21 protein-coding genes are annotated in these 26020 nt (G+C 48.2%); 16 read left to right on the forward strand and 5 right to left on the reverse strand.

Features of this window, described 5'->3' with window-relative positions:
• The first annotated feature begins 447 nt into the window (after nt 1–447).
• The 10 genes from HK11_RS09735 to HK11_RS09780 are packed head-to-tail and all read left to right on the forward strand — an operon-like array spanning nt 448 to nt 15027.
• On the forward strand, nt 448–1413 hold the full coding sequence (locus HK11_RS09735; protein ID WP_158092814.1) for a peptidoglycan-binding protein: 966 nt from the start codon (nt 448–450) through the stop codon (nt 1411–1413).
• Between the two features lies 1 nt (nt 1414).
• Nucleotides 1415–2290, forward strand: a complete 876-nt coding sequence (locus HK11_RS09740; protein WP_086555158.1) for a DUF3365 domain-containing protein — start codon at nt 1415–1417, stop codon at nt 2288–2290.
• Complete coding sequence (locus HK11_RS09745; RefSeq protein WP_086555159.1) at nt 2290–3912, forward strand: serine/threonine-protein kinase; 1623 nt, start codon at nt 2290–2292, stop codon at nt 3910–3912. Before HK11_RS09740 ends, HK11_RS09745 begins: the two co-directional genes overlap by 1 nt.
• Before the next feature lie 15 nt (nt 3913–3927).
• A complete protein-coding gene (locus HK11_RS09750) occupies nt 3928–5835 on the forward strand; it encodes a type VI secretion system Vgr family protein (protein WP_086555160.1) in 1908 nt (635 codons plus the stop codon).
• Between the two features lie 22 nt (nt 5836–5857).
• Nucleotides 5858–7465 carry a type VI secretion system-associated FHA domain protein TagH gene (gene tagH, locus HK11_RS09755; protein ID WP_158092815.1) on the forward strand — a complete coding sequence of 536 codons (1608 nt, stop codon included), beginning with the start codon at nt 5858–5860 and terminating at the stop codon, nt 7463–7465.
• A complete protein-coding gene (tssK, locus tag HK11_RS09760; protein WP_086555162.1) occupies nt 7462–8790 on the forward strand; it encodes a type VI secretion system baseplate subunit TssK in 1329 nt (442 codons plus the stop codon). The genes tagH and tssK overlap by 4 nt, the downstream gene beginning before the upstream one ends.
• On the forward strand, nt 8787–10166 hold the full coding sequence (icmH, locus tag HK11_RS09765; RefSeq protein ID WP_086555163.1) for a type IVB secretion system protein IcmH/DotU: 1380 nt from the start codon (nt 8787–8789) through the stop codon (nt 10164–10166). The genes tssK and icmH overlap by 4 nt, the downstream gene beginning before the upstream one ends.
• Nucleotides 10163–13708, forward strand: a complete 3546-nt coding sequence (tssM, locus tag HK11_RS09770; RefSeq protein WP_086555164.1) for a type VI secretion system membrane subunit TssM — start codon at nt 10163–10165, stop codon at nt 13706–13708. The genes icmH and tssM overlap by 4 nt, the downstream gene beginning before the upstream one ends.
• 30 nt (nt 13709–13738) lie before the next feature.
• Nucleotides 13739–14281 carry a type VI secretion system-associated protein TagF gene (tagF, locus tag HK11_RS09775; RefSeq protein WP_158092816.1) on the forward strand — a complete coding sequence of 181 codons (543 nt, stop codon included), beginning with the start codon at nt 13739–13741 and terminating at the stop codon, nt 14279–14281.
• Complete coding sequence (locus tag HK11_RS09780; RefSeq protein WP_086555166.1) at nt 14278–15027, forward strand: PP2C family serine/threonine-protein phosphatase; 750 nt, start codon at nt 14278–14280, stop codon at nt 15025–15027. The genes tagF and HK11_RS09780 overlap by 4 nt, the downstream gene beginning before the upstream one ends.
• Nucleotides 15028–15038: 11 nt before the next feature.
• On the opposite strand, the gene tssA is transcribed toward HK11_RS09780, so the two are convergent.
• Nucleotides 15039–16184, reverse strand: a complete 1146-nt coding sequence (gene tssA / locus HK11_RS09785) for a type VI secretion system protein TssA (protein ID WP_086555167.1) — start codon at nt 16182–16184, stop codon at nt 15039–15041.
• A gap of 371 nt (nt 16185–16555) precedes the next feature.
• Between tssA and HK11_RS09790 the strand changes: the two genes are divergently transcribed.
• From HK11_RS09790 to HK11_RS09800, 3 genes are read left to right on the forward strand one after another with little or no spacing between them, the layout of a single operon-like run.
• A complete protein-coding gene (locus tag HK11_RS09790) occupies nt 16556–17170 on the forward strand; it encodes a YceI family protein (protein ID WP_086555168.1) in 615 nt (204 codons plus the stop codon).
• A 5-nt stretch (nt 17171–17175) separates the two neighbouring features.
• Nucleotides 17176–17799 (forward strand): cytochrome b, encoded by a 624-nt coding sequence (locus tag HK11_RS09795; protein ID WP_086555169.1) that lies wholly within the window; start codon nt 17176–17178, stop codon nt 17797–17799.
• The gene (locus tag HK11_RS09800) at nt 17796–18365 is read left to right on the forward strand and encodes a YceI family protein (RefSeq protein ID WP_086555170.1); all 570 of its coding nucleotides are present in this window, start codon (nt 17796–17798) and stop codon (nt 18363–18365) included. Before HK11_RS09795 ends, HK11_RS09800 begins: the two co-directional genes overlap by 4 nt.
• A gap of 19 nt (nt 18366–18384) precedes the next feature.
• Here HK11_RS09800 and HK11_RS09805 read toward each other — a convergent pair whose 3' ends face one another.
• Nucleotides 18385–19323, reverse strand: a complete 939-nt coding sequence (locus tag HK11_RS09805) for a LysR family transcriptional regulator (RefSeq protein ID WP_086555171.1) — start codon at nt 19321–19323, stop codon at nt 18385–18387.
• Nucleotides 19324–19488: 165 nt separating this feature from the next.
• On the opposite strand from HK11_RS09805, the gene HK11_RS09810 reads away from it, so the two are divergent.
• Nucleotides 19489–20199 carry a pirin family protein gene (locus HK11_RS09810; protein ID WP_086555172.1) on the forward strand — a complete coding sequence of 237 codons (711 nt, stop codon included), beginning with the start codon at nt 19489–19491 and terminating at the stop codon, nt 20197–20199.
• A 44-nt stretch (nt 20200–20243) separates the two neighbouring features.
• Here HK11_RS09810 and HK11_RS09815 read toward each other — a convergent pair whose 3' ends face one another.
• Together HK11_RS09815 and HK11_RS09820 are read right to left on the reverse strand one after the other, a co-directional pair.
• Nucleotides 20244–21365, reverse strand: coding sequence for a DUF563 domain-containing protein (locus HK11_RS09815; RefSeq protein ID WP_158092817.1), 1122 nt, complete (start codon nt 21363–21365; stop codon nt 20244–20246).
• A 619-nt stretch (nt 21366–21984) separates the two neighbouring features.
• Entirely contained in the window at nt 21985–22461 is a 477-nt protein-coding gene (locus HK11_RS09820) for a hypothetical protein (RefSeq protein WP_233127538.1), read from the reverse strand.
• Nucleotides 22462–22698: 237 nt separating this feature from the next.
• Here HK11_RS09820 and HK11_RS09825 point away from each other — a divergent pair, with 237 nt between their 5' ends.
• Together HK11_RS09825 and HK11_RS09830 are read left to right on the forward strand one after the other, a co-directional pair.
• Nucleotides 22699–23802 carry a linear amide C-N hydrolase gene (locus HK11_RS09825; RefSeq protein ID WP_198943254.1) on the forward strand — a complete coding sequence of 368 codons (1104 nt, stop codon included), beginning with the start codon at nt 22699–22701 and terminating at the stop codon, nt 23800–23802.
• Nucleotides 23803–24214: 412 nt separating this feature from the next.
• Entirely contained in the window at nt 24215–25270 is a 1056-nt protein-coding gene (locus HK11_RS09830; protein ID WP_086555174.1) for an AbrB family transcriptional regulator, read from the forward strand.
• A gap of 24 nt (nt 25271–25294) precedes the next feature.
• Here HK11_RS09830 and HK11_RS09835 read toward each other — a convergent pair whose 3' ends face one another.
• On the reverse strand, nt 25295–25987 hold the full coding sequence (locus HK11_RS09835; RefSeq protein WP_086555175.1) for a class I SAM-dependent methyltransferase: 693 nt from the start codon (nt 25985–25987) through the stop codon (nt 25295–25297).
• Nucleotides 25988–26020: the final 33 nt, after the last annotated feature.

The following is a 26020-nucleotide window of genomic DNA, read 5'->3' on the forward strand; positions in this document are numbered from 1 at the left end:
TTAAAAAATTATTTTATTTATAATAATAAAATAATTACCTATAAAATAAATCATAAATTATTTTTAATTCTTTTTCTTTGATTAATTATACATATAAAAACATATAATTAATATTTTTTATTTTTATATAACAATTTATTTTTTTGTTAAATTATCATTGCTGACATAACAGCAACAAAGTATAAACTATAATTCATAATATGAAATTGCATTTATAATAGTCCGTTTTTAAAAGGCATGCAGGCATATCACTGCACAGGTCAGCGTGTCCGGACTGAATGGAGAGAACCAGCCTTGCCGACGTACCTCAGTATTTGCCGGAGAAGCATTGCAGCTATTATGCTGGCATCGGTAGCATCAGGTCAACCCGGTGCGCAGGCTCAATCCATAATCCCACCACCAACTTTCCTGATTATTGGAAACGGACACACAGAAGGCAGTAGCACAATGCTGCCTTCATGTTCAGAAACAGCCCATCGCCTCTCGGGTCAGCTAAAATCTCAGAATTACAATGTATTTGAGGTCCTGAACCCATCAAGTGTTGAACTGCGCGTTAGTTTATCCGGGTTTGCAAGACACGTTGATAATAAACGACCTGTCATTGCCTATTGCGGCATGGCATGGGTACAAAACGACCGTATTTTCCTTTCCCGTGACGAACAAAAAAGTGATCTTCTGCGCAATGCTGTTGTCGCTGACTCACTCATTCGCGCAGCGGATAAGCAAAACGGTTTCGTTTTTCTCGAACTACACCCTGTCCCCGGACAAAGTCAGGAACTTTCACGCGCTGTCGCCCTGCTTAAAAGCCGCACTGATACCTCACCATCTCTTACAGCAACGATTGTGCAATCCCCGGCAGCAGACCCGGTCATAGATGAGCTGACTTCCGCCATGCAACCAGGCTGGCAGTGGAATAATCTGGCTAATCTGACGCATGATAACGGATTAAATCAGAAATCAAATCCTGCACCAGATACTACAATCCCTTCTCCCCCTGCAGCATCGCCAGTACCCCCCTTACAGGCACCCCTCCCGTCAGTACCTGATAGCCAGGACCCAGCCCCCACCCATTCTTCTGTAACTGCTACCGATACCTCCACAGTTAAAGAAGTTTCTCCCTCTCCTTCTGCCGCAGTAAATAATAATACGTCTCAGCAACCTACAGCCGTAACACCTCCCTCGCCTCCTCCGGTTAAAAAAGAAAATACACAGGTTGTAAAAGCGCGGGAAAAGGCTGTCAGGCAACTACAGGTAAACCTGCTGGCAAGAGGGTACTACAGTGGTGTTATCAATGGGATAAAAACACCAGAAACTATTAATGCGATCAAAAAATTTCAAAAATCCATGCATGCGCCTCAGACAGGAAACCTGACAGATTATCAGGCTGCAGCTCTTTTCAGTGCGGTACATTAAGATGACACTCAGATTAAAACTCAACCTGACTCTCGTAACAGGCTTTCTGATAACACTGGCCGTTCTCGTACCTCTGCTGCGTAGCACCCTGAGTCAGACAGCCTATGATGCTGCGATAAGTCAGGCACAGCTCCTCAATCAGGTAAGTCAGATTACCGAACAGTATAACGAAAAAGAAATTACACCTCAGCTCCTTCAGAGCACCAGCATTGACTTCCCCCCTCAGAGTGTACCTTTTTATGCTGTCTCACATCTTGGTGCACTTCTCAGACAGGATCACGCTGGCCTGAACATCAGGGCCACTGCACTCAACCCGACAAACCCGGCTGATGCCCCAACCCCGGTTGAAAGAAACCTTATCGAGCGGCTGCGTAGCCCTTCTGCACCAGCTATGCTGCTTTCGAACTCTACTGACTCAACTGGAAAACCGACTCTTTTACTCGCAACTCCCATTCGTGTGACAAACTCAGGATGTCTCACCTGCCATTCTGATCCGGCCGTTGCTCCTGGAACAATGATTGATACCTACGGCAGCCAGAACGGCTTTGGCTGGAAACCAGGGGAGACTGTCGGCGCCAGCATTATCAGTATTCCTGTTGGCGCACTTCAGGCTGAAGCTACGGGCAAAATCTGGAAAATTATTCTGTGCCTGAGTGCCTTATTCCTGATCATTCTTGCCGTAATCAATATCATTATTGAAATCGCCTTTCTGCGGCCGCTACATGAAATGTCAGCCATTACCGGTCGGGTAAGCCGCGGTGATATGACCGCACCAGAGCTGGCCATTAATGATCATAATGAACTTGCACCTCTCGCCAGCGCCTTTACGCGCCTGCGGCGCAGCCTTGAGAGTGCCTTCAGCATGCTGGACGAATAATGATGACACCTGATCTTCCAACAAATGCCGGACGATATTGCATTGAAGCTTTGCTTGGGCAGGGTGCAATGGGTGTGGTCTATAAAGCATGGGACCCTCTTGTACACCGTCATGTCGCAATTAAAATGGTCCGCGATAACCTGCTGGAAGGTCAGGAACGTGCTGACTATCTTGCTCGCTTTCTCAATGAAGCACGTCTTGGCGGTTTGTGTGACCACCCCAATATTGTCTCCCTTTATGATATGGGTGGATCTGACGAAGAACCTTATCTCGTATTACAATATGTTGACGGACTGGGGCTCAATAAAGCTCTGCCAAAAGGAACAAAGCTCCCCCTGGACGAAGTAATCCCTATTGCTTTGCAGGTACTGGCTGCACTTGAATACGCACATATGCAGGGCATCGTTCACCGCGATGTCAAACCTGCTAACATTATCCTGACCTATCAGGGGCGCCTGAAAATTACTGACTTTGGTGTATCTCACAGTGCTCTGCTCTCTGAGGCTGAGACCACACCGCTACTCATCGGCACACCTAACTATATGTCTCCCGAGCAATGTGCAGGCCGCCCTGTCGATTCACGAAGTGATCTGTTCTCTTTCGGCAGTGTCCTTTATGAAATGCTCAGTGGCAAAAAAGCCTTTGAAGGCCGTGAATATAGCGACACCTCACTCCTGATCCTTAACACTGAACCAGAACCATTATGTGATCTGAGATCTGACCTCCCGGCAGGAATCGCAACAGCACTTAGTCGCATTCTGGCAAAAGATCCCAATGACAGGTTTTCATCTGCCCGTGAGTTTTCTGATGTTCTCAGGCGCGCGACACCACAGTTTGACCTAAGCTCTCCACTGCCTCTGCCTCAACAGCAGTTTCACTCTGCACCAGAGCAAAATATTTCTGATGATACAGCTGAAAATACATCTTACCATAAAGAAATATCTGAAAATGATGCATCTCTCGTTCCGGATGATAACGATGATGATTATGACGGAGATGCAACTGTTATAATAGCCGCGGAAGATAACCTGCCTCCGTTATCACATCCTGTAGCAGAAACTGAATGGCTGAATGCCCTGGAGGCGCATTTGCTGAACCTTTATGGCCCGGCAAGTCGTCAGTCATTAAGGAAGGCCTGTGAACAGGCAGAAACAAAAGAAGAAATCCTGGCATTAGTACTCAAAAACAAACGCCGCAAAAAAGATCTTCTCGCTCTGTTTTTGCCGGCACAACCTATAAATGAACAGGCTATTCACTCAGAAGAAAACGAAACGCCCACTGAAAATATAGTTGAATTACAAAATACCGCTGAAGAGGCACCTCTTCCTCAGACTGAGATCATACCTGAACACCAGAATGATCAGCATCCTGAAGAATTATCTTATGAGGAACCTCCTTACATTCAGCAGGAAGAAGATCCGCCCCTTACAGATGAAGATATTATCCAGGTCAGTGCCGCACTGTCTGATGTGCTTGGACCTGTTGCTACACCGGTCCTGCGCAGAGCCTCTCTCCGGGCTAAAAATTATCCGTCATTTGTCGCGCTGTGTGAGACTTATATCAAACATCAGGGAGATCAGGAGCGTTTCCGTAATCTTCTTGCTGCGACTACACGTACCTGAAAGGGATAATGCTCTATGTCTTCAACAACCCCTACATCGATATCAGGCACTGCAAACAAAGCCTCGCAGGCACGTGATGCTGTTCAGGGGGTGCGAAGTGTACTGGACAGCATATCGGGAGCTGATCCGCTCTCACCCCTTATGGAAACCAGCTCACCTCTGGGTGAAGATTTTTTGCCTAATCAGTCAGGCTCATTACATGCCATTGCCCTCAATGCACATGAAAGCATAAGCCAGCCTTTTCATGTTTCTCTGACCATTGTCACAACAGCAGGGCAGCTGTCTCCTGATCTGCTGCTTTACAATCCTTTTTGTGTGACCATTAAACGCTCTCCCTCTGCAGATCGTCATTTTAACGGCGTTGTGCAGCGTATGACACCGGTCGGAAAAACTGAGCGCGGACGCTGGACATACCAGCTGGAGATTGTACCAAGATTATGGTTTCTCTCGCAGTCTGAGGATTGTCGTATTTTTCAAAACCAGTCTGTTGACCAGATTTTGACCACTTTGCTGTCTGAGCATGGGATTCAGCCTTTTGAATTCAAAATTTATGGCGATAAACCTGTACGTGAGTACACCACACAGTTTAATGAAACTACACTCGGCTTTATGCACCGTTTATTGCAGGAAGAAGGCTGGTTTTACTTTTTTGAGCATAGTAAAAGCGAACATAAGCTTATTATTACCGACCGTAACGAATCATTTCTTCCTGTTTCCAGGCCGCTGCACCGGGTTGTACCCAAAGGTAATAATGTCGATATCATCGACCAGTGGGGCGGGGGTTCAGCCACAGCGCACGGTCAGGTCACTCTGACCGACTACGACCCCTCCCGCCCCGCGGTACCTATTCATGCGCAGGAGGTCACACTTTCAACAACAGCAGGCGCTGCAACCCGCAAAGTAGCACGCTGGCCAGCCCTGACAAAAGATCAGAAAACCGCAGATCGCCGGGCCAGAAGCCATATAGAGCATGCTGAGGCTTCCTCATCCCTTTGCCGCGGGCACGGGTACGATCCTGAGTTTATGCCCGGCCGACGTTTTCAGATCGAAAGCGACCCTCTGACTGGTAATGAAATGACAGAATATGCTTTGCAGTCTGTCTCACATCTGGCCAGTGATAATACCTGGGCGGGTCAGTCTTCAGGGGCACATTACGATTGCAGTTTTTCCTGTTTTCTTCAGGCCACTCCCTGGCGCGAGCCTGCAAACAACGCACGTCCTGCCATGACAGGTATTTTCTCAGGCGTCGTCATTGGCCCTAAGGGGCAGCAAATTCACGCAGACTCTCTGGGACGTATCAAAGTACGGATTATATTTGATCACCGCAAAGAAACATCATCAGGCTTTGCAACCTGGGTGCGTGTCATTCAACCCTGGGCTGGCGATAGCTGGGGCTGGCAGCATTTACCCCGCGTTGGCACTGAAGTCGCCGTTGCTTTTATGAACGGTGATCCGGATGAACCCGTTGTTATCGGTGGTTTATATAACCAGTCAATGCAGCCTGTTTTTGCTGTACCCAGCGAGCAGACAAAAAGTGGTTTCCGAAGTCGCTCTGTGCATGGAAGTTCATCAGAATTTTCCGAACTCTCTATCGATGATAATAAAGGTCAGGAAAAAATATACCTGCGATCCCAGCGTGATTTGCAAACCTACGTTCTGAATGATCGCAAAACTGATATCGATGGCTATAGCACGACAAATATTGAAAAAGATGTCAGCCTGACAACAAAAAAAGGATCGATGACAGTTACCTCTGAAACCGGAGCGGTAACCATCCAGGCCGAAACTGAAATTACACTTAAGGTTGGTGCGTCAACACTTCGGCTGACGCAGGATGGTATTACCCTTAACAGCGACAAAATAACGGGCACAGCCGGCAACACAATTACCTTCCTCGGCTCGACTATTCATCTAAATGGCTAATCTGAAAAACAGAGCATTCTCCATGACCGCACTAACACTCAAAGTTATTTCTGCACCAGAAGGAATATCTTCAAAAGACCAGATTATAAAAGATGAAAAATTTATAATCGGCCGGGATCCTGGCTGTAACTGGTGCCTTGCAGATACAAACCGTGTTTTATCAAAAAAACACTGCGTTATTGAACGCCATGGTGAAGGATGGTGCCTGAGTGACACCAGCACAAACGGAACGTTTGTTAACCAGGATACTATGCCATTAAAAAAGAAAAAACATGGCCTGCAGGATGGAGATATTATTGAATTTGCATCATATAAAATTAAAGCCATAATAAGTGGGCCAGACAATATCACTATAAAGAATGAAAATTATCCTTCATTATCAGAAAATACTCATAATAACTCTTTTACAGGAAACGAGTTCAGTAGCTCACTAGCAAATCTTACCGATGATTTCTCTGCTTTTCCACCAAATGAAAATCTCCTGATATCAAAGGATAGTATCTCTATTAACGAAATTCCATATATTGATACAACACCATCTGAGCGAGAAAACAGCCCGATACACGAAGCATATAAACCACCCAATGTTGTAAATGAAATTATCAGTGACAACTGGGATGAAGATCCTGTAGATGATAAAGTTATTAGTAAAAAAGATGATTTTTCTGATAGCGATGTCATAAAAAACTATCTCTCTGATGAACATGATCTGACACCCTCTGAGGCTGAACAAACATCCCCTTCTGATCAGGATATTTTTTATTATCCAGATACACAAACCTCTGTTTCTGCCAGTTCTGTAACAGAATATGAACAGGCCCCTGCCTATGAAGATATCCAGGCAGAATACAGGGCATCATCTGTGTCAGATACATTTATCCACGAAGAAGTTTCACCTCATGCTGAGGAAAACATACAAGCGGGTATATTTACTGACTCTGCCACTCCTGATTCAGAGCAATGTGATGACCGTATATCTGATTACAATGCATTTTCTCTGAAGGCTTTTTTACAGGGAGCCGGGATGGAAAAGATTATTGATCTCTCTGATCTGACCCCTGAGATCATGAACGAACTTGGCAAAAGTTTTCGGGCAATGATTCATGGTCTGCGTCAGATCATGATTGCAAGAGCAACCATCAAAGGAGAGTTTCGCATTGAGCAAACCATGATTCAGGCAGCTGGCAATAATCCTCTGAAATTCTCATCAGATGATGACGATGCCCTCATGGCCATGATTGGTATAGGTCGCAGGAGCGGTATGCCACCGTCGCAGGCCATTACCGAATCTCTTAATGATATGAGCTTACATGAATTTGCGGTGATTAATGCAATGCAAAGCGCCGTATTACATATGCTGACCCGTATGGAACCTGCACGTTTTACGGAAGATGCCGGAGACCGCTTTTTCGACTTCCTTCCGGCCAATAAAGCCGGACGCGCTTTTGCATTCTATGCAGATACACATAAAAATCTGACTTCTGCCCTGAAAGACGATTTTGACAGTAGTTTTGGCAAAGATTTTGCACGTTCTTATGAAAAAGCACTGACCAGTGCAGAAAAATCACTAAAAAATACCACCCATAAAGCTGAAAAAAATATTCCTTCTGCCGATGGAGACGCACAGTGAGCTGGAACAACCGTGTCGCCTGGGAGGAGGGCATGTTCCTCCGTGCACAACATTTCCAGCAACAGGACCGCTGGACAGAAGAACAGATACGCCAGACATTACGCTTTGTCAGACCCGATGGATGGGGTTTTGTACACCTGCAAATCAGCCAGGACCTCCTGACATCCGGACGCTTCGCCCTGACATATGCCTCCGGAGTATTTGATGATGGCACCCCTTTCAGCATGCCCGGAGAAGCTGATCTGCCCCCACCGCTTGAGATACCAGATACAACACGCGATGCGCTGATTTATCTCGCTCTGCCTGTTCGTCAGGCGGGCGCAATGGAGATGATTGCCGACGGCCGAAAAGACGGGCGTTATGCTGTATCAACCTTCGAAGCATTTGACACACAATCAGGCTCCTCCCAGCCAAGTGAAATTGATATCGGGCGTCTGAGCACAATACTTCTGACAGAAAACAGTGATCACGAAGGGTATCTGTGCCTGCCTGTCGCACGCGTACGCGAAGTTCTGCCCAGCCAGCAGGTCGTGCTTGACCAGGGATGGATCCCTCCGTCTCTGACCTGTTATGCAACGACACAGCTCTCTGCCCTGGCTATCGAGCTGACTGGCATGCTCAACCAGCGCGGCAATGCTATTGCGGCCCGTCTGACATCACCTGGCGGCAAAGGGAGTGCTGAAGTTGCAGACTTTCTCCTGCTTCAGTCAATCAATGGCTGGCAAAATCTGATGTCACATTTTGCTGAAACAGGCACTGTTCATCCCGAAGATTTTTATCGTTTTCTGATCTGTGTTGCCGGAGAGCTCTCAACATTTACAGCTCCGGACAAACGTCCTTCACAATACCAACCCTATCGCCACAAAGATATCCAGGCGAGTTTCGCACCTGTTGTTGCTGATATACGCCGTTCACTTTCTGCTGTGTATGAACAGACTGCCGTAATGATCGAGCTCAATCTGCGTCGTCATGGCATTCGCACGGGCACTATTCATGACCGCTCGCTTCTGGCTAAAGCCAGTTTTATCCTTGCTATTACAGCAGAGATGCCAACAGAAGAACTTCGCCGCCTTTTTCCTCATACTGTTAAAATTGGTGCTGTTGAGCATATCCGTGAGCTTGTTAACGTTGCTATGCCAGGCATCGGCTTACGACCGCTTCCTGTTGCTCCGCGACAAATGCCATTTTATGCGGGCGCAACCTATTTTGAGCTTGATCGCAACTCTCCCTCCTGGCAGAGCCTTAACAGTTCAGGGGGTATTGCTCTTCATGTTTCCGGTGACTTTCCCGGTCTGAAAATTGAACTCTGGGCAATTCGTTCATGACCGGCAACCCTTTTCTTGAGCCCGATGATAACGAGCAGACCATTATCCGCCCTTTACCTGGAGGGCGCCCTCCCCAGCCCGAAAAAACTGAGCCGGAGCAACCTCTCAGTCCCGCACAGCAGCAGATAAATGTACAATCGGCAAATGCGCTGCGTTTTGAAGATATTCAGCATTCATCACAATCCATCATTGTTGCCGCTGCTGCCGGGTGCCTGAGTTTTCTGAGCCGTATTCATAACACCTACACTGCCCCTGACCCCACGCAACTAAGACAAAATGCAATTGCTGCCCTGAAACAGTTTGAACAGGTTCTGCGTGATAATAATGTGCCAATGGATGAAATCCGCCCCGCACATTATGCGCTCTGCGCAAGCATGGATGACGTAGTGCATTCTACCCCCTGGGGTAGTCAGGGGATATGGAGCGCAGCCTCCCTCGTCTCCACCTTCCACCAGGAAGTGCAGTCGGGTGAACGTTTTTTTGACGTGCTGGTACGTATTTCGCGCAGCCCTGGTCGTATGCTTGGTGTGCTGGAGCTGATGTATCTCTGCATCTGCCTCGGTATGCAGGGGCGTTATCGCCTCTCCCCCCGCGGCCCGGCTGATCTGGATCGTATACGCGAAGAAATATTCATTCTCATTATGCGCAACAGGCCAGCGGTAGAGCGCGAACTTTCACCGCACTGGCAGGGAGTCAGCGCACCCTACCGCCCGCAACGATTTGGCGTGCCGGTATGGCTTGCTGCCGTGGCCGGCCTGACCCTGATTAGTTTTATTTATGTGTGGGTCACACTGGGAGCGGCACGCCTTTCATCAAACCTGTTTGCCTCAGCCCTCTCCATCCCGCCAGGGCAGCAGCCTCAGATTGCCCGCGTTGCACCGGTTGAAGACCTGCCTCCTCCTCCTGAACCCGTTCACGGGGAACGCGAACGCCTGGAAACTTTCCTAGCCCCTGAAGTGCAGCAAAAACTGGTCTCTATTGAAGGCACAGACGCCGTTCCTGTTATACGCATAATGGGTAAAGGCATGTTTCTGTCTGGTAATGAACAGCTTGACCGTAATACGCTACCACTCCTGCACCGTATTGGTCTGGCCCTCGCCACAGAAAAAGGCTGGGCTGAGATTATCGGCTATACAGACAGCCGGCCTATTCACACCATTCGTTTCCCGTCCAACCTTGAGCTTTCACGCGCCAGGGCAGAAACCGCTGCTACCTTCATTCGTGAAACAGGAGGCACTGGTATGCCACTCCATATTCAGGGTGCCGGTGCCTCTAACCCCATCGCTTCCAATGATACGCCTCAGGGGCAGCAAATGAACCGCCGCATCGAAATTGTTCTGCATCGCCAGACGCCAGACCAGGACAAGCAGCCGTGAGCCTTATTTCAGACGGTAATATCCCTCCTTTCCTCTCAGCCATAGCCGGACGCTGGAGTATGAGCTTTATGGGAGCAGCAATGGCTGGTGCTCTCATCTGGTTCCTGGGAGAGCTTGTCCCTGGCCTGCGTACACCTGCAGCCCGCATTATCTGTGTTATTATCGTTCTCATCATATGGGCGGGAGTAAACAGCCTGCTGTCATGGCGCGCCAGACACAAAGATAAAACCCTGATGGCAGGCGCCACAGAAGGTGATAACTCTGATGACGCGATGGCAGCACAGGCAGAGGCCCAGGAAGAAGCCCGCAACCTGCGTGAACGACTTCAAAAATCACTCCAGATTCTGAAAAAAACACGCAAAGGACGCGGCTATCTTTACGAGCAGCCCTGGTTTGTTCTGATCGGTCCTCCCGGCAGCGGCAAAACAACCCTGCTCACTCAATCGGGCCTGCGCTTTCCACTGGCACAGCCCGATGGTATCGGTGGCCTGGCACCTGGCGCAGTAGCTGGTATTGGCGGCACGCGCCTGTGTGACTGGTGGTTTGCCGATGAAGCTGTACTGATCGATACTGCCGGTCGCTTTACCACACAGGATTCCAACGAAACAGTTGACCGTTCAGGCTGGCTGAACTTCCTGGGCCTGCTAAAGCGCACCCGCTCACGACAGCCGCTTAACGGGGTCATTGTAATGATCTCGCTGGCCGATGTGGTCACAGTCTCACAAAGCGAACGGCTGTTTCATGCCCGCATGATTCGTGACCGTATCCGTGAACTGACCGAGCGCCTTGGCGTACGTATCCCGGTTTATGCTATTTTCACCAAAGCAGACCGCATTGCTGGTTTTACAGAATTTTTTGATGATCTCGACCGCGACTATCGCCGTCAGGTCTGGGGCATGACATTTCAGCTTCAGCATGGTATCGAAGACTTTACGAACGAATTTCATCTCCTGACAAACCGCCTGAATGACCGCCTGTTTGAACGGCTTCAGCAGGAACGTATTCCTGCAAGGCGTGCCATTATTGCTTCTTTTCCATTACAGATGGAAACACTCAATGATGCACTCAACGAATTTCTGAATGCTGCTTTTGGCAGCACACGTCTCGACCCGGCCCCTTTTATTCGTGGCATTTATTTTACCTCCAGTGCACAGGAAGGCACACCGGTTGACCGGCTAAGCAGCATGCTGGCCCGCAGCTTTGGCATCGACCAGCGTCGTATGCCGGCCCTCCGTTCAGATACAAAACGCGCCTATTTTGTCGAACGTCTGCTCAGCGAGGTGATTCTTGGTGAAGCACGTCTCGTCTCGTCTTCTCCCACACGGCAACGCCGCCGCCTGATTCTGCGTCGCTCAGGTTTTGCTGCTGTAGCGCTTGTTACTGTCTTATCCTGCATCTTTTTGTGGCAACGTAATATTGAAAACCGACAGATTATTGCCCACAACGAAGACGCAATTAACATTTATCGCAGCAAGCTGGAGAACCTGCACCTTGACCCTGTGGCAGACGATAACCTGCCAGCCGTCCTTCCGGCTCTCAATGCCGCCCGCGCCCTGCCTGATGCCCGTACACTGGCATCCCGTCATCGTGTCTGGCCAGGAATGGCCTTTAACGAAGATGCTGACATCGGCATGACGAACCACCTGATTTATCAGGCGGCGCTCCAGCGGCTTCTACTGCCTCGTCTGATGTGGCGCCTGGAAAATCAGATTCAGGAACATTTCAGCCAGCCAGCCTTTCTTTACGAAGCAACCCGTATTTACCTTATGCTCAGCAACCAGGGTTCACTTGAACCTGAAATGATCAGAGACTGGATGCTGCTCGACTGGGAAAGTCGTTTTCCTGGCCCAAGTGCAAAAATACAGCGTGACCAGCTGATGGAGCATCTCAATGCTCTGCTTGAAACGCCTCTCCCAAGCCTTCAGGTTAACGGGGGCATGGTAAAACAGGCTCGTGCTGCCTTTAGTCGTGTCAGCCCGGCTGAACGGGTCTATGGCCGCATCAGAGCCAGTGCCATGTCGGTTCCCGACTGGTCACCTGAGACCGCACTGGGCCACGGGCAAAAGCAATTTACGCGCCTGTCGGGTCGTCCCATGACAGACACAATCCCCGGTTTTTACACCAGTGCTGGTTTCAGGCAGATTCTTCTGCCGGCTCTGCCTTCTGCCGCGCAGGATGTCGCAAGCGAAAGCTGGGTACTGGGCAGCAGTGACCATAGTCTCAATGGCACAACACCTGCGAGCCTGGAAAACGGCGTTCTTGACCTGTATACTGCCGACTACATTCGCCACTGGGATGATATGCTGAACGACCTGGCCCTTGTACCCTTTTCAGGTCACTCAGACCTGGTACAGAGGTTATATGTTCTGTCATCACCACAATCACCCATGCGTGACTTCCTGGTCGCGATCACTCATGAACTTACACCGGCTACAGATGCACAAAATGAACAGCGTGGTGAAGATAAACAAAAAACTGACCCCGAAAAAAGCCGTCTTGGAGCATTTTTCAACAGATCAAAAGGAAGTAACCCTGCAGCCCCTGTGCCTGGCACAGAGATTGATCTGCACTTTGCTCCTCTGGTGATCTTTACCGGACGTACTGGCCAGGCTCCTCCAATTAATGGAGTGATGCAAATCCTGAACCAGTTCGAGGGAGCCATTGCCCAATTACCTAATGCCGATAATCCTGCGCAGCTGCTACAGTCAACACAAAACCCTGTACAATCTATTCAGGCAGAATCTCTGCGGCAGCCACAGCCTGTTTCCCGCTGGCTTAACCAGATCGCAACGGCAGGTGACAGCACAATGGCAGGTGATGCAAAACGCACAGCAGCCGCTGCCTATAGCAGCGCGCAGGGGCCTGCTCAGTTATGTATGGCAGTCGTAAAAAATCACTACCCGTTTGACCCGAATGCCGAGCAGGATGCACCTCTTGATCAGTTTATTCGTCTGTTTACCCCCGGAGGTGTGCTGGACACGTATTTCACAACACAGCTTGCTGCCTATGTCGATACAAAAGGGCCTGTCTGGCGGGCTCACAGCCTTGGCAACACTCCACCTCCGGTTTCGGCTGCGGCACTCGCTCAGTTTCAGCAGGCAGCCCGAATTCGCTCCCTTCTCTTCCCTGGTAACATGGCAGTACCTGCAATACATCTGCACATCACGCCTCTGGCAGCTGACCCGCTGTCAAAAATAGTAAATTTCAGATTTGGTTCACTCAATGTCGTATGGAAAGCCGGCGTCAACGGCACTCTTGGACAGGCGCTTGGTGCATCAATGACATGGCCTGGTGATAATATCTCCAATATTGCACTCGACTTTGTGCCAGAGGCCGCCTTTCCTCGCCGCCAGCAGGGCAGCTGGGCATTCTTCCATCTCCTCGACAGCGGAGTAATAACCCCGACAGGCAAACCTGATCATCTCGACATAACCTTCCGCTCAGGAGACCGAAGCGTTACCTATGATCTGGAAACATCAACACCTGAACAGGTTTTTGATCATACCCTTTTCTCACATTTTCACTGTCCGATACTGCAATAGTTCATGCAGAACCTTGAGGAATACCCACCTATGCCTGAACAGGCCGGATTTTGTGGCAAACTCCCCGCCAGAGGAGACTTTATCCGGCGAGGGCTTTCAGAAACACTGGTCTCATGCTGGGATAACTGGGTAGCCCGCAACCTGGCCTATACTCACACTGTTATTACTCAGGATGAGTGGATAAAAGGCTGGGTTATCGCGCCGCTATGGCGTTTATCTCTTCCTGCCGGGTATTTATCTGAGCAGCCCGTAAGTGGTCTGATAATGCCCAGTATTGACAAAGCCGGTCGCTATTTCCCATTTTTTGCCGGAGTGGAAGGTATTTCTGCGGCTATCAACACCGGCTCTTTCTGGCATGAGATGGAACATGCCTGCCGTGATGCTCTGATGCATACTATAGAACCTGATGAACTTTTTCTTCAGCTACAGAATATTCCTGCTCCCGAGGAAACATCCTGTATGACGGAACAGGGTCTGTGGATGACAGAAGGTAATAACACTATCCCTGCCCAGACTCTGACATATCAGGAGCTCCCCGAGCAGGAACTTTTTGCAAAGTTGTTCTGGGCATGACTGAAACAATACGATACTCCGCATCAACACATCAGGGTGTTGTCAGAGCTGAAAATCAGGATGCCTATCTATGCCGTCCTGATCTGCAGATTTTTGCCGTCGCAGATGGTGCAGGCGGGCATGATGACGGACAGTGGGCGGCACAACGGGTCATTGACAGCCTGGCGTCACTCCCTGCTGATCTCCGGCCCAGCGAACTTTTACAGCGTATTCGACACCGCCTGACAATGGCACATGAACAGCTGAAAATGGAAGCACTGCGACGTGACAGCCAGAAAGGTATGGCTTCGACTATCGTTGTTCTAATTTTAACGGAAGAGTATTTTGCCTGTCTCTGGCTGGGAGATTCCCGTATTTATATGATGCGGGATGGTGAGTTAATTCAATTAACAAAAGATCACTCCCACACACAGGCTTTAGTTGATGCAGGCCTTCTGCGTGTTGAGGAAATGGAATTACACCCCCAGGCAAATGTCATTATCAAAGCCATTGGTGCGGGGTCACAGCCACTTATGATTGATAAATGCACAGGCCCGCTTCTGCCTTACGACAGGTTTTTATTATGTTCTGATGGCCTGACAAAATCGGTTAATGACAGCAACATTCTTAAATGCCTTGAAACAGGAGTGAACTCTGCAGATCTTCTGGTAAAAACTGCTCTGCAAAACCATGCACGCGACAATGTTACAGCTATCGTTGTCAGCATTGAAGATGAAGAAAAATGGCCTTCAAATAACGATATTTAAAAATTATTATATTATTTTTCATCGGAAGCTGCCGGTGTAATACCAAGTTTAGACAGAATAGCAGCGCGTGTGCTCCCGTCTTCAATCAGGTCAACCAGAAGCTCACGCCATGATAGTCGTGCACGCCTTACCGCTTCATATAATGTTCCTGAAATTGGTGACTGAGGCTCATTTTTTTCAAAATACTGAGCTACATAAATAAGATGATTAAGCATATCATCACGCGTTGGCTCTTTAGGATTTGTCATACACTGCGCCTCAGAAAGACACTCTGAAGAAGTCTCTCTTCCTGTTGTTATTGCAATACTCTCTTCCTGTTTCAGCTCCTGCTCAGTTAATATAGCCTCCTGCACAACAGGAAGCGTAATATAACGAGCTGCTATTTTCTCAGCTTTTGTCAGAAGAGCCATAATCCGACTGGTAGGCGGTGAATCGTGACCAAGACGTTCAGTCATCAGTTTATCAAGCATTTTCCAGCTTTTTAAAGCCCGTCTGCTATCATGATAAACCTCCGACAAAGTGGTTTGCCCTAAACGGGCAGCTTCATCTTCAACCTCAGAAAAAGGCAGAATACCTGAAGCAAGACGCTGTTTGCGTCGTGCCGTGTCACCTATACCCTGCACCTCTTCTGACTGTTCATACTGCCATAATAAAAAAGGGGTTCCATCTGCGCGAGCAAACAAAGGAGTTTTTCGTAAAGCCTGCATCAGACTCCCATCTGAACTCACACCATTCAGCCCGGTTAGTGCTGCAAAACGCGCCTCAGGTCCATCCTCATCGTTCCCAGGGAAGAAGTCAGGCCAGTAATCAGTAAATAACCCAAGTGCAACATCTATGCCGTCAGCCAGTCCGTTCAGGCCATCAAGACGAATCAGCGCCTCAATCAACCAGGAAGAGACTTCAATATCTTTCCCTACCGACCGGAGAATTTTCGCAGAGAAATTACGTACAGCTACCCAGTGCTGCAAAGCCGCAGCACTTTCAGCCGGATCATACTCTCCTCGTCTTTCTGCCGCTCGGGCATCTGACCGTGCATCACGCAGCTGAAAATAAGGCGACGATGGTGAAATATCGAGGCGCGGGTCTGTACCCTGTGGAAGTTCTTCCGTGACAGGTTGCAATAAAGCATGTGGCGTATAGTCTTCTCTCTGAGCCATCAGGCGACTGCTCCGGATTATTTCAGATTATTTTCATCGCGCTTTTACCTGGCGACAGAACAGCTGTCTTAAGCTTACACAGATAACATGTAAAATATGTAATGTATAAAAATTCATTTTTTACACGTATTATCAAAAGAATACCTTCAGGTGCGGCCAGGAAACAACACTCTGACACACCCCCTTACCGAACCTGCCCGTAAACCACCATTATGTAAAAAACAGAAACATTAGTTTTCTATTATTGTTATTTATTACATTATCAATACCCCGTAAAAAAGGCACAGAAGGAACAGACCTCACACTCACTGTTCCGCCAGAACATCGCGTTTTTTGTCCTGCCACTTTCTGTTTTACGGAGTAATTTCCTCATGAAACTCTCTCTGCTTTCTCTCCCCGCTGCTGCACTTGCACTGGGCCTTACCGCTGCCCCTGCTTCTGCTCAGGTTGTAACCAATGCCTCTCAGGTTCAGTCCGGCACCTATGCTGTTGAGCCTGGCCACACACAGGTTGGCTTCTCTGTGCTGCATTTTGGCTTCACTAACTATCAGGGTGTTTTCTCAAACGTTTCAGGCACTCTGCACCTCGATGCCAAAAAACCGGCAGAATCGACATTGTCAGTAACCATTCCTGTCAGCTCTGTGCAGACAACCAGCACAAAACTTGATGAAGAACTGAAAAGCGACCAGTGGTTTGATGCTGCAAAATTCCCTGATGCCACATTTGTCTCAACATCTGTGCATACGAATGGTCATAACGACGCCACTGTAACCGGCAACCTGACCCTGCATGGTGTAACAAAACCAGAAACCCTGAAAGTACATTTCATTGGTGCTGGCGTTAACGCACTCGACAAAAAATACACAACAGGGTTTGAAGCAACAGCCACCATTAAACGCAGCGACTTTGGCGTAAAAATGTATGTTCCTTACGTTTCTGACGAAGTACGCCTGCATATTGCCGGCGCATTCGAAAAACAGGACTAACAGCCATGACGCTCCCTGCACACTTAAACGCCGGGAGCACACGCTACTCAACGGTTGCGATCATCCTGCACTGGATGATCGCCTTCGGGATACTGGTCCTGATCGCAATGGGGCTGATCATGGATCACCTTCATCTCGACCCCATGCGTGTGTTCCAGCTTTATCAGCTTCATAAATCTATCGGCATTACAGTTCTTCTGCTCGTTATCATACGTATTGGCTGGCGCCTGTTACACCGTGCTCCTCCCCTGCCTGACACGATGCCGGTGACAGAGAAAAAATTGGCGCATCTGGCGCATCTGGCTCTCTATGTATTGCAGATCATCCTGCCACTCAGTGGCTGGGCAATGGTTTCAGTATCAGTGTTTGCCATACCAACAGTACTCTTTAGTGTTGTGCCCTGGCCTGACCTGCCTGTTCTGCCAACACTTGAAAATAAAGCACCGGTTGAGGACGCGCTAAAAACAGTGCATCATTGGCTTGCCTGGGGGCTTCTGGCTCTGATCACAGCACACGTTGCAGCCGCACTCCGGCACCGTTTTATTTTACACGATTCAGTTCTTGCACAAATGCTTCCCTCACTGAAGAAATCAGTGCCTCTATCACGCCGGAAGGATCACACATCATGACGTCTCTGCGCACTCTTCTCCCCGCGTTCATAGCAGGAGCAACACTGTTCTCTGCTCCGGCTATGGCCGCAGACTGGATACTTCAGGATGGCAGCGGTGTTGTAGGCTTTTCCGGCACACAAACCGGCAAAACTTTTCATGGCCATTTCACCCGCTATCATGGCACGATCTCTTTTGACCCCGCACAGCCTGAAGCAGGACATGCCAAAATTATCATAGAAATGGCCAGCGCTGTTACCGGAGACAAACAACGTGACGAAGCTTTGCCTGGCCATGACTGGTTTGACGTAAAAGCCTTTCCTGATGCTGTGTTTGACGTAACCACCTTCAAACACCAGAGTGGCAATCACTATAATGCCGAAGGCACCCTCACCATTAAAGGTGTCAGCAAACCTGTGACTCTGCCTCTTTCTATCGATATCGCAGGCACAAGCGGCCTGCATGCAAGAGGCAGTCTTCAACTGGCCCGCACGACCTTTAATGTTGGTTTAGGGCCATGGCAGTCACCTCAGTGGGTAGCGCTTGAAGTCAACGTTGATGTTGACGTTACGGCTCACGACCGCTGAGAAAACGGTCTTATCGTCTTCAGAGGCAAGTCTCGGCCTGCCTCTCCTCCTTTGCCCATGGCGGATGTTCAAACGCCTTCACGAGATAATCAAGCAACGCTGTTAGCCGGGCTGGCCTCACGGTACTGGCTGGTGTTACAAGATATAACGTAATCACAGGCCCTTCCCACCCAGGCAGCAAACGTTCAATGCGGCCGGTGCGCAGGCCCTCCCACACCATAAATTCAGGAAACAGCCCGTATCCCAGGCCTGCCTCAAGAGAAGGTAAAAAAGCCTCAGAGTTATCTGCGCTGAAACTCGATTTCTGAGCCAGAACATACTCTTTTCCTGATTTACTTTCTCGTAAACGCACCATACCTGGCGCAGCATTATTTGTATAAACAAAGCTCTTACGGGTTTCGAGGTCGCGCGGGTGCTCTGGCCGCTCACTCTTTTCAAGCCATGATGGCGCCGCAACAAGCAAAAGCCTGACATCACATAACCGCCGGGCTCTCAATGATGAATCTGCCAGCGAGGCAATACGCAAAGCCGCATCATATCCATCTGCTACCAGATCAACAACAGCATCACTAAAATCGACTGACAGGTTAATAGCTGGATACTGCTCCAGAAAACCAGGCAGCACCGGTGCGAGATGGCGCACTCCAAATGTTGTAGGTGCTGCAAGACGAAGACGCCCTGAAGGGCGCTGCATATCGCCACGCGCCTGCACCTCTGCCGCTTCGGCCTCTGCCACGATACGACTGGCATACCCCAGCAGGCTACGCCCTGTTTCTGTCAGTGACATATGCCGCGAATTACGATTAAACAGCGATATCCCCAGCGAACGCTCAAGACGACTCACCGCTTTGGAAACTGTAGGTTTAGAAAGCTGAATTTCTTCAGCAGCACGGGCAAAAGAACCAAATTCTGCCACTTTTGCAAACACAGCCCAGGCTTCAAAATCTGGCAGACGCATCTTCTCTCCCCTGCACCACAAACAATAAAGCCAGCCTAAGACAAAAATACCTGCTTGGCAAAAATCAGAAACAATCCTTTTCCATAATTTCCATATACGCACCCATCACCCTGGAGGTATATTTTCAGACAACAGCTCTCAGATCTTTTTAAATAAGAGGCTTACATGATCGATATTCGCCCCCATAACCAGCTTGGCCACGCTAACCACGGCTGGCTTGATGCCAGACATCATTTTTCATTCGCTGACTACTATGATTCTGCACGTATGCACTGGGGTGCCATACGTGTGTGGAATGATGATGCGATTGCGCCCGGCACAGGTTTTGGTAAGCATCCGCACAAAAATATGGAGATCATTACTTACATTCGGGAAGGCGCTATTACTCACGAGGACAGCCTGGGGAACAAAGGCCGCACTGAAGCCGGAGATGTACAGGTTATGTCAGCTGGCACTGGTATTTTTCATAGTGAACATAACCTGGAAGATATCACCACCCGCCTGTTTCAGATCTGGATTATTCCTGACCGTTCAGGGCATGCGCCCTCATGGGGTACACGTACCTTCCCCAAAGGAGAACGGGCCGGAAAATTTGTTGCTCTTGCCTCTGGATATCAGGAGGATAAAGAAGCTCTTCCCCTGAATGCACAGGCTCGTGTTATGGGGGCATCACTTAAGAAAAATGAAAGCCTAGACTATAATTTTCCTGATAAAAACTTAGGATATCTGGTTGTCGCAAAAGGCTCAGTCGTTATCGACGGCAAGACTGCTAACGAAGGGGACGGCGCAGCGATCTCACAAACTGATACCATCACCGTTACTGCAACTGAAGATGCAGAAATAATTCTCGTAGAAACCAGGCCTGTCACAGACTAAAATAAACTTCCATAACCAGACCACAGTTTTTTAATATTCTGTGGTCATGCATGCAACGCTGACAAAAACCTCTCAGCTGTTATCGGACTGCCACCCATATTATAAAATTTATAGTGAATACCACGATTAGCTGCGATAAGATAAAAGCAGTTTCTCAAATGATTCTGGTTATCCAGTCTGCGATTTAATTCCAGAAGTTTTGTACCTTTTCTGGAAAAAACCAGATTAGCAAGCCCTGCACCATGAGGAGCTATAATGCTTGTGGCCTGCCGGAAAAGAGCAACCTGAGTCCTGAAGTCCATTCCCTCCAGAAACACTTTTGTATACCCTTCCTGTTCAAGGATCGGGTCAATCAAAGCCTGCTCATCTGGTGTAATACGCCCGCTTCCGTCCATAGCACGACCGACATAAAAGCGCTCTGGCAATTCGGGGTTATGGGGCACATCGAAAAGATCAAACAAGCGATGCGGAGCTTCCATATTCAAATAAAGCTCTGGCATTGTAGGTGAGTGCCAGAGGTAGTGAATACGTCGTGCTCTATAAATGCCATCTTCAAGCGGCGTCACCCTATCACTAAGACCAGCAACGGCCAGAGAGCTGTTAAAAACTTCCTGTGAAAATGCCGGGTTACGCGTAGCAAAACTTTTTATAGCATCAGGAATAATAAATTTTACAAAATCCGGCAAAATTCTTTTTGCTATCTGCATTTTTGAAACAGCATATAAAAGCCAGTGATAATAATTGCGTGCTGCGCCATCAAAGCTCAGAAACACATCGTCATTCAGTTCATGATAAGGCAAATCAGGAAGGCGTTTTGAAACATTATAAAGACCATGATTACAAAAGCAGGATGGCTCTGACATCACCCGGTCCTGATTATCAATAATCATTCCATCCAGACCATGACCTATAACAAAACGCCCGTTCTCAACAGTGAGCAGCCGTAATACTGTCTGCCTGATGCTGATATATTCTGAATCACCAACAAGGCGCGCACCGTAAAAACTCAGGCCACACCGAAAATCATCCATATTCTGAGAGGGGTAAGCCTCAGCGGGTGGAATAAGTTTTGTGTGACCAGCCTTCATAAGGTCTGTTTTACGTGCGGCATGAAAAGAAGAAATTGTATTCTTAATATGAAAAGGGTCACTCTGAATCGATGGCATCACATTATTCCGCATCCATAATATCACGCTCTTATATTTCTGGTTGTATCAGCTAGCAGCATCCAGCGCAAAGAGACATGCTACGTGTACATCTTAAAAACTGATTTTTAATAATTAATATTTTATAATAATCGTTCTTTTCTCTCTTATGTAATTTTCAATATAATAAGAAATATAGAATTATTATACTTTAAAATATTGTTCCTTTAATCCAAATAAAAAATATTTACTCCGTCAGAAAAACAAAATTTAAAGTAAAAACCCAACATAAGCTCTGATACGCTCTGTTCCCCGGAAAAAAGTCGGAGGTTACCTGCGCGCTTCACATGAAAAAGCAACAGGACACTCTTCAGCGCCAGAAAAATCATGCGACTTTATACCATCCTTCCCAGGTAACCACAGGAATTAGCAAATTGCTGCACATCAATCAAAACGAGAAGATTTTCACAACCAGTCAGGCACTTCCGTTCCCACCTGACGGGGCACTCTTACGATACAGAAGCTAAAGAAATACATATCCTGTCTTTTGCATTTATCCACAGATTTCGGGGATGAATATGTGGGCACCCTTGTGGAAAACGGGTACCCACACTCTGAACAACTGAAAAGACTAAACTAATTAATCCTGGAAACCAAACGGCCCTATACCGGGGTCCCAGTTACCCCATGCAGGATTCCATGAGGGATTCCAGTTATTCCAGGCCGGACCAGCCTGCCAGTCTCCCCAGTTCCACGAGCCATCCTGATACTCAACTGCAGTATCCTGCTGCTGATTAACCAGAGCCTGCTGCTGACGATACTGCTCATAAGCGTCATATGCTTTCTGGTCACCGACATACAGGCAGTCACAAATCGTCGGATCAGCGTAAACATAGAAAACCTTACCATCATGCATACGCCTGATAAAGCGGTGCGCTGGCAGTTTATCGAGCATTTTCTGACGCTTAACTGTATTAGCCGGGTGAAAGGCAAAGCCTGCCGCTGCCAGATGATCTTCTTTATGAGCAATTTTAAGAGGCTGACTGGCACAGGCGCTTAGCAGCATAATACCTGCGCAGACTGCACCAGATTGCACGAGAAAACGAGAAAACATCATTTTTTCCTTATACTCACGTAAGCCTTTACCCTATGGCTCTCCGTGTCTTGTTCTCTGTTTCAGACAAGAATTCATATCATGACCATTTTTTTTGTCATTAAAAACCGAACAAGGATGATAAGCAGAGTTCTCTCTCCTGAAATTATTTGTTAGCTTATAATAAGCAATTCGGTCTAGTGTTATACAACCCTGCTTCAGGACATAATACCCTGATCCTGACATTTCCGGAGAGAATGCGTGAAAGTAAAACCCTTATTGAACCTGCTTCTCCCATCACTACTGCTCATGCCATTACCCGGGAAGGCATGTTCCAGTCTGGCAATTACAGATGGCAGCGGGCACGTCTTTCACGGCCGCACACTTGAACTGTCTGAAGATCTGCCTTCATGGCTGACCTACTACCCTAAAGGTACAGCCTTTCAGAAAAAAGCACCTGATGGCAGCAATGCGGCAAGTTACCAGGCATTATACCCTGTATTGTCCGTCACAACCGAAGTCTATCAGGATGGTGATGACCATAATATGCTTGAAGGTGTGAACGGAGCCGGCCTTTCGTTCAGTGCCAACATGGTACCCGAAGCCAACCTGACACCCCTGACCAAAGATGAATATAAAACATCTGTTCCTGTTACCTCAATTGGGGAGTGGGCACTGGCAAATTTTGCCACTGTTGAAGAAGTCAGAGAAGCCGTAAAAAAAGGGCATTTCTGGTCCCCCGTGCTGACACGTCTTGGCGGCGTGAAATCACCATTCCACTTTGCTTTTTACGACAAAAAGGGCGGCAGTATCGTTGTTGAGGCCCTTAACGGCACATTTCACGTCTATGATAACCCGACAAAAGTTATGACCAATGGTCCTGACTTTCCGTGGCATCTGCAAAACCTGAATAACTACACGCAACTTACAAACAAGGACCGGTCAGAGGCCGTGCTGGGCACCCTGAAACTGGTTCAGCCTGACAGTGGCATTGCAGCAGAAGCACTTCCTTCCTCTGACACATCAGTCGGGCGTTTTATTCGTGGTGTGTATTATACAACGTACGCACCGGTTGCTAAATCCACCGGCGATTCATTCAATGTTCTGGCACACATTATGAACCGCTTTGACCGGATGAAAAACATCACAACCGATACACTTGGCGGCGAATCAACCATAAAAACAGGTAAAACACTGTCAGAATATACTGTCTGGACCTCTCTCACAGACCTGAGCGATGGTATCATGCTTATTCGGGGTTACAGTGATATCGGTTACAAAAAATTCTCTCTCGAGGCATTTCACGACGCGAAAAAGCCCGTCTTTGAAAGAATAAATGACGCGAATACGGCCCTCTCTTATTAATTACTTAAAAGAGGACATTTTGAATAAAAACGTCCTCTTTTTTGAATTTTACTGATAAGCGCTCTCACATATTCAATAAAGCATGAAGACATCAGGTAAGATAAATACCTTGCCTACCTCATGCACAAACCTGACTGCCTGAACACTCACATTACGTTTCTTAAAAGTATAAAATCAGGCAAACCGGAATATCTCCCAGTCACAGGGCCATTTTAATTAAATGCTCATCCTGCTGACACAAAGGAGAGAGCCCACCCTACCCTGACTTTCTTTCATTATAATTTTACTGATATATGTCAGAAAAACTAACCTGCCCGATACGAGTGGTTCGGGCACATTATCTCCTGTTTCCCCGCATAATATAATGCGCTGATCACACTCGTTACAGCTCTTAGATATAAGGATAAACATCATGTCAGCTTCAGAAGATTTAGCATGGTCTTTACCTTTACGCTGGGGCGCTCTGCTGCTGCTCTCTCTTATTTTTTCTGTTTTCCTTGAATGGCTCGGTTTACCTGCGGCTCCGCTCCTTGGCCCACTCGCCGCAGCAGTGATGCTGTCTATGCGAGGTCAGAAAATTAAACTCCCCAAGCCTGCTTTTGTATATGCCCAGGGCGTTGTCGGGGTCATGATCGCCAGCTATCTTCCGCATACAATCTTTCAGCAAATTTTGTCTGACTGGCCCGTCTTTCTGGGTGGCACGTTATCAACCCTTTCAGCTGCAGCATTTCTGGGCTGGTTCCTTACACGGTCAAAAATGCTGCCGGGCACGACTGCTATATGGGGTTTTTCACCAGGGGCAGCGACAGTCATGACGCTCATGTCTGCCTCCTATGGTGCTGATATGCGGCTTGTTGCCTTCATGCAATATCTCAGGGTTGTCTGCTGCGCTGTAATAGCAGCCTGTATGGCGCGTATACTTGGCACTCCGGCTGTTGCGCAAAGTGCTGCACATGTCATTTCGCCGGCCACTATACTGACAGGTCTGGGGCTAGTGCTTACGGGCAGCACTATAGGGTTATGGCTGAACATTCCCGCCGGGGGGCTTTTGCTCCCCATGGCACTGGGCATGATTGCGCGACTTGGTTTTTCAATACACCTTGAACAGCCATTCCTTCTGCGCGTCGTCGCTTATGCTGTTGTCGGCTGGGCTATAGGCATGCGTTTTACACCTGATATTTTATTGCATGCTGCCCGGGTGTTACCACGTCTGCTGAGCACAATTATTGCTCTTATTGTTATTTGCTTCGGCTTTGCCGTGGTTCTCGCTCATATAGCACATGTTGATCTGCTAACGGCTTACCTGGCGACCAGTCCGGGAGGGGCAGATTCTGTGGCAATTATTGCTTCAACTACGCAGGTTGATATGCCATTTGTCATTGCAATGCAGATTGCCAGGTTCTTTTGTGTTCTGATCACCGGGCCAACTCTGGCACGATTTCTGTCACGCCGGACCGAAGACAGTTAAGCACCTGACTACACAACCAGCCTTTTAAAAACGTCCCAGCTTTGTATAACCGCAGGCCAGAGCAAAACGCTGCGCCAGCCTGCGTGCCCGCCTGACAGGCATTTTGCGCAACACAACGTCACAATACATATGGTCGTGCAACGCGAAAGCAACCATCTCCCATCCGTGATGCAGCATAAACTCGTGCCCGGCCTGGATAACACCATAAGGGCTGGCACCGTCACTCATGATATAATCGTTAAGAATAAGAAGCCCGGTGTGAGGCTTCATTTTCTTACGGGCAATCTCCAGGTCACGCACCACAGCATGGTAATTATGGTCGGCATCAAGATAAACGACATCCAGGCTCTCATCCGCAAGGGATGCAAGCATCGTTCCGCTATCACCTTCCATAACCACAACCTGACCACTGGCGACCTGCGAAGCAAACCGATCTTTAAAAAACTGCCCGTGCGTTTTATTTTCAAACAGATCTGATGTCTTCTGCCCCCATACTTCCGGCAGCTTATGAACCATGAATTCGTCAATGGCATAAAACTTAGAGGGCTTGCAGATTTTTAGAAATTTCTCTGAAAAATCACCCTTCATCACGCCAATTTCAGCAATGTGAGCATGGCGTGGCAGAAGAGGCAGAATATCATCACGCGATGACAGGAGCCGGGCGTTTCTTAACAGACATGAAGGTAATGCCGCCACTGCAGGAACCGCCTGAGACATCAAAACACCTTTCTTGACTGAGAATGAAACACC

The sequence above is a fragment of the Acetobacter sp. DmW_043 genome (assembly GCF_002153485.1).
GTDB classification, from domain to species: Bacteria; Pseudomonadota; Alphaproteobacteria; order Acetobacterales; family Acetobacteraceae; genus Acetobacter; species Acetobacter thailandicus.

Bases quoted from the DNA above. Each gene is read 5' to 3' on its own strand.
- HK11_RS09740 (WP_086555158.1), top strand. From the start codon at position 1,415: ATGACACTCAGATTAAAACTCAACCTGACTCTCGTAACAGGCTTTCTG.
- HK11_RS09800 (WP_086555170.1), top strand. From the start codon at position 17,796: ATGACGTCTCTGCGCACTCTTCTCCCCGCGTTCATAGCAGGAGCAACA.
- HK11_RS09820 (WP_233127538.1), bottom strand. From the start codon at position 22,461: ATGATGTTTTCTCGTTTTCTCGTGCAATCTGGTGCAGTCTGCGCAGGT.
- HK11_RS09810 (WP_086555172.1), top strand. From the start codon at position 19,489: ATGATCGATATTCGCCCCCATAACCAGCTTGGCCACGCTAACCACGGC.
- HK11_RS09795 (WP_086555169.1), top strand. From the start codon at position 17,176: ATGACGCTCCCTGCACACTTAAACGCCGGGAGCACACGCTACTCAACG.
- tssA (WP_086555167.1), bottom strand. From the start codon at position 16,184: ATGGCTCAGAGAGAAGACTATACGCCACATGCTTTATTGCAACCTGTC.
- tagH (WP_158092815.1), top strand. From the start codon at position 5,858: ATGACCGCACTAACACTCAAAGTTATTTCTGCACCAGAAGGAATATCT.
- HK11_RS09805 (WP_086555171.1), bottom strand. From the start codon at position 19,323: ATGCGTCTGCCAGATTTTGAAGCCTGGGCTGTGTTTGCAAAAGTGGCA.
- HK11_RS09830 (WP_086555174.1), top strand. From the start codon at position 24,215: ATGTCAGCTTCAGAAGATTTAGCATGGTCTTTACCTTTACGCTGGGGC.
- icmH (WP_086555163.1), top strand. From the start codon at position 8,787: ATGACCGGCAACCCTTTTCTTGAGCCCGATGATAACGAGCAGACCATT.
- tagF (WP_158092816.1), top strand. From the start codon at position 13,739: ATGCCTGAACAGGCCGGATTTTGTGGCAAACTCCCCGCCAGAGGAGAC.
- HK11_RS09750 (WP_086555160.1), top strand. From the start codon at position 3,928: ATGTCTTCAACAACCCCTACATCGATATCAGGCACTGCAAACAAAGCC.
- HK11_RS09780 (WP_086555166.1), top strand. From the start codon at position 14,278: ATGACTGAAACAATACGATACTCCGCATCAACACATCAGGGTGTTGTC.
- HK11_RS09735 (WP_158092814.1), top strand. From the start codon at position 448: ATGCTGCCTTCATGTTCAGAAACAGCCCATCGCCTCTCGGGTCAGCTA.
- HK11_RS09815 (WP_158092817.1), bottom strand. From the start codon at position 21,365: ATGCCATCGATTCAGAGTGACCCTTTTCATATTAAGAATACAATTTCT.
- HK11_RS09835 (WP_086555175.1), bottom strand. From the start codon at position 25,987: ATGTCTCAGGCGGTTCCTGCAGTGGCGGCATTACCTTCATGTCTGTTA.
- HK11_RS09745 (WP_086555159.1), top strand. From the start codon at position 2,290: ATGATGACACCTGATCTTCCAACAAATGCCGGACGATATTGCATTGAA.
- HK11_RS09790 (WP_086555168.1), top strand. From the start codon at position 16,556: ATGAAACTCTCTCTGCTTTCTCTCCCCGCTGCTGCACTTGCACTGGGC.